The 4,732-nt window shown below is 44.0% G+C and carries 3 protein-coding genes; 1 reads left to right on the forward strand and 2 read right to left on the reverse strand.

The window, feature by feature from the left end:
* Window positions 1-432: 432 nt before the first annotated feature.
* Window positions 433-1,713 carry a recombinase family protein gene (locus tag QT974_RS31220; RefSeq protein WP_333472256.1) on the reverse strand — a complete coding sequence of 427 codons (1,281 nt, stop codon included), beginning with the start codon at window positions 1,711-1,713 and terminating at the stop codon, window positions 433-435.
* A gap of 3 nt (window positions 1,714-1,716) precedes the next feature.
* Window positions 1,717-2,076: a VOC family protein gene (locus QT974_RS31225; RefSeq protein WP_333472257.1), complete on the reverse strand. Its 360-nt coding sequence runs from the start codon at window positions 2,074-2,076 to the stop codon at window positions 1,717-1,719.
* A gap of 361 nt (window positions 2,077-2,437) precedes the next feature.
* Between QT974_RS31225 and QT974_RS31230 the strand changes: the two genes are divergently transcribed.
* Entirely contained in the window at window positions 2,438-4,627 is a 2,190-nt protein-coding gene (locus QT974_RS31230; RefSeq protein ID WP_333472258.1) for a SpoIIE family protein phosphatase, read from the forward strand.
* Window positions 4,628-4,732: the final 105 nt, after the last annotated feature.

A 4,732-nucleotide genomic window follows, 5' to 3' on the forward strand; every position in this document is an offset into this window, starting at 1 on the left:
CAGTTGACAGTTGACAGTTGACAGTTGACAGTTGACAGTTGACAGTTGACAGTTGTCATATCAAATCCGGTAGCATCGGAATTATTAATCTCTCTATTAGACTTCTTGCAAAAATAGTTAGGACAGGCTAGAAGCCCATCCCACAAAAATCTTTTTTCTTTCTTGTGGGATGGCTTTGAGCAGCGTCCCAAAATTTGATTAAAAGGACTGAGGCAATCTTGTCTATTCTCTCTCTGTGTCAAGAGCGCTCTAGAAAGGTTAAATCACCTGACGATGCAACGGGAAACGATATCAGTAGTCAGTAGTCATTTTAGCCGATCGCGAAGCCGAAGGCTAGTCATTAGTTATTAGTGCGAGCGTCCCCGCTCGCGAAGGTTATTAGTCATCATGAAGAAGTAAGAGAAAAATGCTATAAAATCAAGAGTTGGGTAATTAAAAAATAAAAATAATTTGCAGGTTCACCTGACAATGTTCCCGGACTATTTCAATGCGATCGATAAACTCTCGAAAATAAAACCTGCGTTCCGATTCCGACAAATCCAGCCAAAATTGGGGAAGAGAAACAGTTTGAGCAGTTTCTCGCAAATTTACCGGGGGCATTTTCGCTAATTTGCTTTGCAGTTCTGCAACTTCTGTGCGGATTTTATAGGAGCGCAAATCAGCGGTTTCTGCGTCCAAAATGCCGCTTTCAATCAGGGCGGGAAGTTGTTCTATAATTTTTTGTTTAGATGCGATCGCCCCGGCAATTCCGGCTTTGATTCCTGGGATGTCAGGCATTTGCAACTGGGCGATCGCATCGGGCAAATCGCGACAAATTCCTGCTATGGTTAATTGCAACACTTCTTCGTAGGAAATGCCGCTGCATTTAGGCTGTTGGGAACAGTTGAGCGGTCGCAAATAAAGGTATTCTTTGTCTTTGCGGTAGGCTGTGACTTTGGCAATTGTCATGGACGATTTGCACTCGGCGCAAATTGCTAAACCTGCGAGGGAACGCGGGGCGCTGGCGCTGCGTGGAGCAAGGCGACTGTTGCGCCGCAGCAATCTGTCTACTTGGGCGGCTTCTTCTCTGGAAATAATCGGGACGTGGGTGTTAGAAATTACTTCACCGTTTTGATATTCTAAATCGCCTCGGTAGGCGGGATTTGTCAGCCAGCGGCGGCCTGTGCTGACGGAAATTTTTTTGTTGTATTTTTTTGCTAAATGGCGCACGGAACCGCGCAGGGAACCGTAGATGAGAAAGTGTTCAAAAAAGTCTTTGACGGCGGGGGAGGCGGTTTTGTCGATCGCATATTTGTCTTTGCCGCGCCGATAGCCGTAGGGGGCTTTTCCGGGTGGGGGAAGGGATTTGATGCGGTTGCGGGCGTGTCCTTTGCGAATGCTGCGGCTGTGTTGGCTGCGCTGGAGTTCGGCGAGGAGTTTGAGCAAGTTGGCTCTATTTTCTGTTTGTTTTTCGTCTGTGACAATTAGTTGGATGCCGAGGTTTTCTAGTTGTTCGAGGTGGGCGCACACTTGCTGTACTGTGTCGCCGAGTTCTTCAAATCGCTGAATTAGCAGGTATTTGACTGGTTCGGTTTGGCAGTCTTTTAGCAGTTGCTGGAGTTGCTGGCGCCCTCCTAAGTCTTGGTATGTGCGATCGACCTCTTGGCCCCAAATTTCGGCTGCTGGCGCGGCTTCTAGCAGTGGTTCGGTGTAAGAGTAGGCGATGATTTTCATCTGTTACTCGCTGAGTTCAATGATATTCCCGTCTGGGTCTTGGGTAAATAATGCCGATCGACCTGACGCGCTCATTTGTACCGGGAAATTATGAGCGATTAATTGCTCTTTGGCTGCTTCTAAGTTAGCCACAGCAAACGCTAGATGTCGATTCCGCCCGAATTTCTCATAGTCTACGGCATCTGGTATAATTTTTGCCACTAGAATGAGGTGGATCTGGAAGTTGCCGATTTGATACCAGATGCCGGGAAATTTTAATTCGCGATCGATTTTTTGCAGTCCTAATACGTTGCTGTAAAAGTGTTGGGATTTTTCGAGGTTGGAAACGAGCAGGGCGCCGTGGAGGGCTTGATTAATTTGCATTTTTGTTTGGTATTTATTTTTTGATTTTTATTTTAACCGCTGATGCAGGCTGATGAACGCTGATTTGTTGATGTTGGTAGAATTTTTGATAGGATAACATTATTGGTCGCTCTTAGTTCTGTCACAAAAATTAATGAACTGTAGCTAGAGCTTTTAAAACGTAATTCCCTCCGTTCAAAATGTCTATCTATTGTAGCATTTCTATTCAGGTGAGGTACTTTTGGCAGTCAATTAACAATTCTTCAATTCCCCAATCTAACATCTAAAATTTGGGTACATCAGGGCGCAAGCAAATATGTTTGTAGGGGCGAAGCATGACCGCATTCAATATGAGATTATAACTAATAAGTTATATGCGGTCATGCTTCGCCCTCTTCCAAAACCAGATGCACCCTCAAATCTCAAATCTGAACCTGTACCTCATCTATCTGAGAAAAGCTATATGGCCTCAACTCTTTGGCAATTTCGCCTCCGCACCGCCCTCGTAGTTCCCTTTGTCCTGCAAATAGTTGCAGCCGTTGGCTTAGTCGGTTATCTTTCCTTCCGCAACGGACAACAAGCGGTAACGCATTTGGCCAACCAGTTAATGACTCAGGTGAGCGATCGAACCGATCAGCACCTAGATAACTATCTTTCAACCGCTCAAAATATTAATCAGATTAACATCGATGCGATCGAAACAGGATTGCTAAAGATAAAGGACTTCGATCTTGCTGGACGTTATTTTTGGAAACAGGTGCAAGCATTCGATAATCTTGGCTTTATTTCCTATGGACTTTCAGATGGAAGCTTTATAGGTGCTGGGCCAGTAAGACCGGGGAAAGGAATCAACATTGACGAGATTTCAGCAAGGACAAATTGGGAAAATTACGGCTATGCAACGGACAACCAAGGCAATCGAACTAAGGTAGTGCAGGTTGTTTTTTCTGATACTGTGGGATCGGAATGGTACACTCAGGCGGCTAAGGCGGGGAAACCTATCTGGACTTCTGTCTATTCGCTAGATCAGCTTAACTTTATTGCTGTGGGGGCAATGCGTCCCATCTATGCCAAGGGTAAGCTAATCGGAGTGATTGGGGTCGATTTACAACTATCCAATATTACTACATTTCTGCACAACTTAAACTTTAGCAAATCCGGGCGAATTTTCATCATGGAACGAGATGGGAAATTGATTGGAAACTCCGGTTCCCAACCATCTTTTACAAGGGTAAATAATAAAGCCCAACGCTTCAGTGTTTTCAATATCTCCGATCCTGTAATTCAAGCGACTGCTCAAACACTCCAAAATCAGTTAGGAAGTTTTAAAAATATTATAAATAATCAAAGTCTTAACATTGAAATTAAGGGACAGAAACATTTTGTCATGGTCAATCCGTGGCAAGACAAGTTTGGGTTGGACTGGTTAATCGTGACCCTAGTTCCAGAATCAGATTTCATGGATAAAATTAATGCCAATACCCGCACCACAATTCTATTGTGTGCGATCGCATTTACTGTGGCAACGGCAATTGGAATTTTCACAGCCCGCTGGATTTCTAGCCCCCTTGAAGCCATCACCCAAGCTTCGGAAGACATGGCTAACGGCGCTCTCGACCGACAGGTAAAAACTAGCTCTCTCGTCGAACTAAAAAAACTCGCAAACTCCTTTAACAGCATGGCAGGACAACTCAAAGAATCCTTTGAAACTTTAGAAGATAAAGTTAAAGAACGCACCAGTTCACTCGCCACCGCTAACACCGAAATTGCAAGTCTCAATAGCCGACTCACAGCCGAAAATATGCGGATGAGTGCCGAACTATACATCCTCAGACAAATGCAGCAGTTGATTTTGCCTAAACACCAAGAAATGAAGGAAATTGAAGAGTTAGATATTGCCGGATTCATGGAACCAGCCGATGAAGTAGGTGGCGATTATTACGATATCCTGCATACTGAGGGTGTGGTGACTATTGGCATCGGCGATGTCACCGGACATGGCTTAGAAAGCGGGATTTTGATGGTGATGACTCAAGCGGCTGTCCGCACTCTTCACCAAATGCGAGAATCCGATCCGGTTCGTTTTTTAGATGCCCTAAACCGCACCCTGTATAAAAATATTCAGCGCATGAGCTCAGATAAAAATCTGACGCTATCTATCCTTAATTATGCCGGGGGAACAATAAGTATTAGTGGTCAGCACGAGGAAACTATTGTTGTCAGAAAAGGCGGCAAAATCGAGCGCATTGATACAATAGACTTGGGATTTCCTATCGGATTAGATGAGAATATTTCAGAGTTTATCAACCAGGTTTTAGTAGAGTTACAACCGGGGGACGGAGTGGTGCTTTATACCGACGGCATTCCCGAAGCCCGAAATATCTACAAAAAATTCTACGGGATTGAAAGACTCTGTGAAGTGGTTTCGATTAATTGGCATAAAAGCGCCGAACAAATCAAGCAATCCGCTATTAATGATTTGCGAGATTTTATTGGAGAACAAAAAATATTTGATGACATTACCTTGGTTGTCGTCAAAAAAAAGGATGATAGCGATGCGAGCAAAAAATGAGGTATTAATTAATTAATTAATTAATAATTCGTCAATGCGTACCTACACTCTAGACTTGAATTGCAAAAATCGGAAAACACCCTGAAATTATCTGCGTTTATCTGC

It is taken from the genome of Microcoleus sp. BM001215392 (genome assembly GCF_036700185.1).
GTDB lineage: Bacteria > Cyanobacteriota > Cyanobacteriia > Cyanobacteriales > Microcoleaceae > Microcoleus.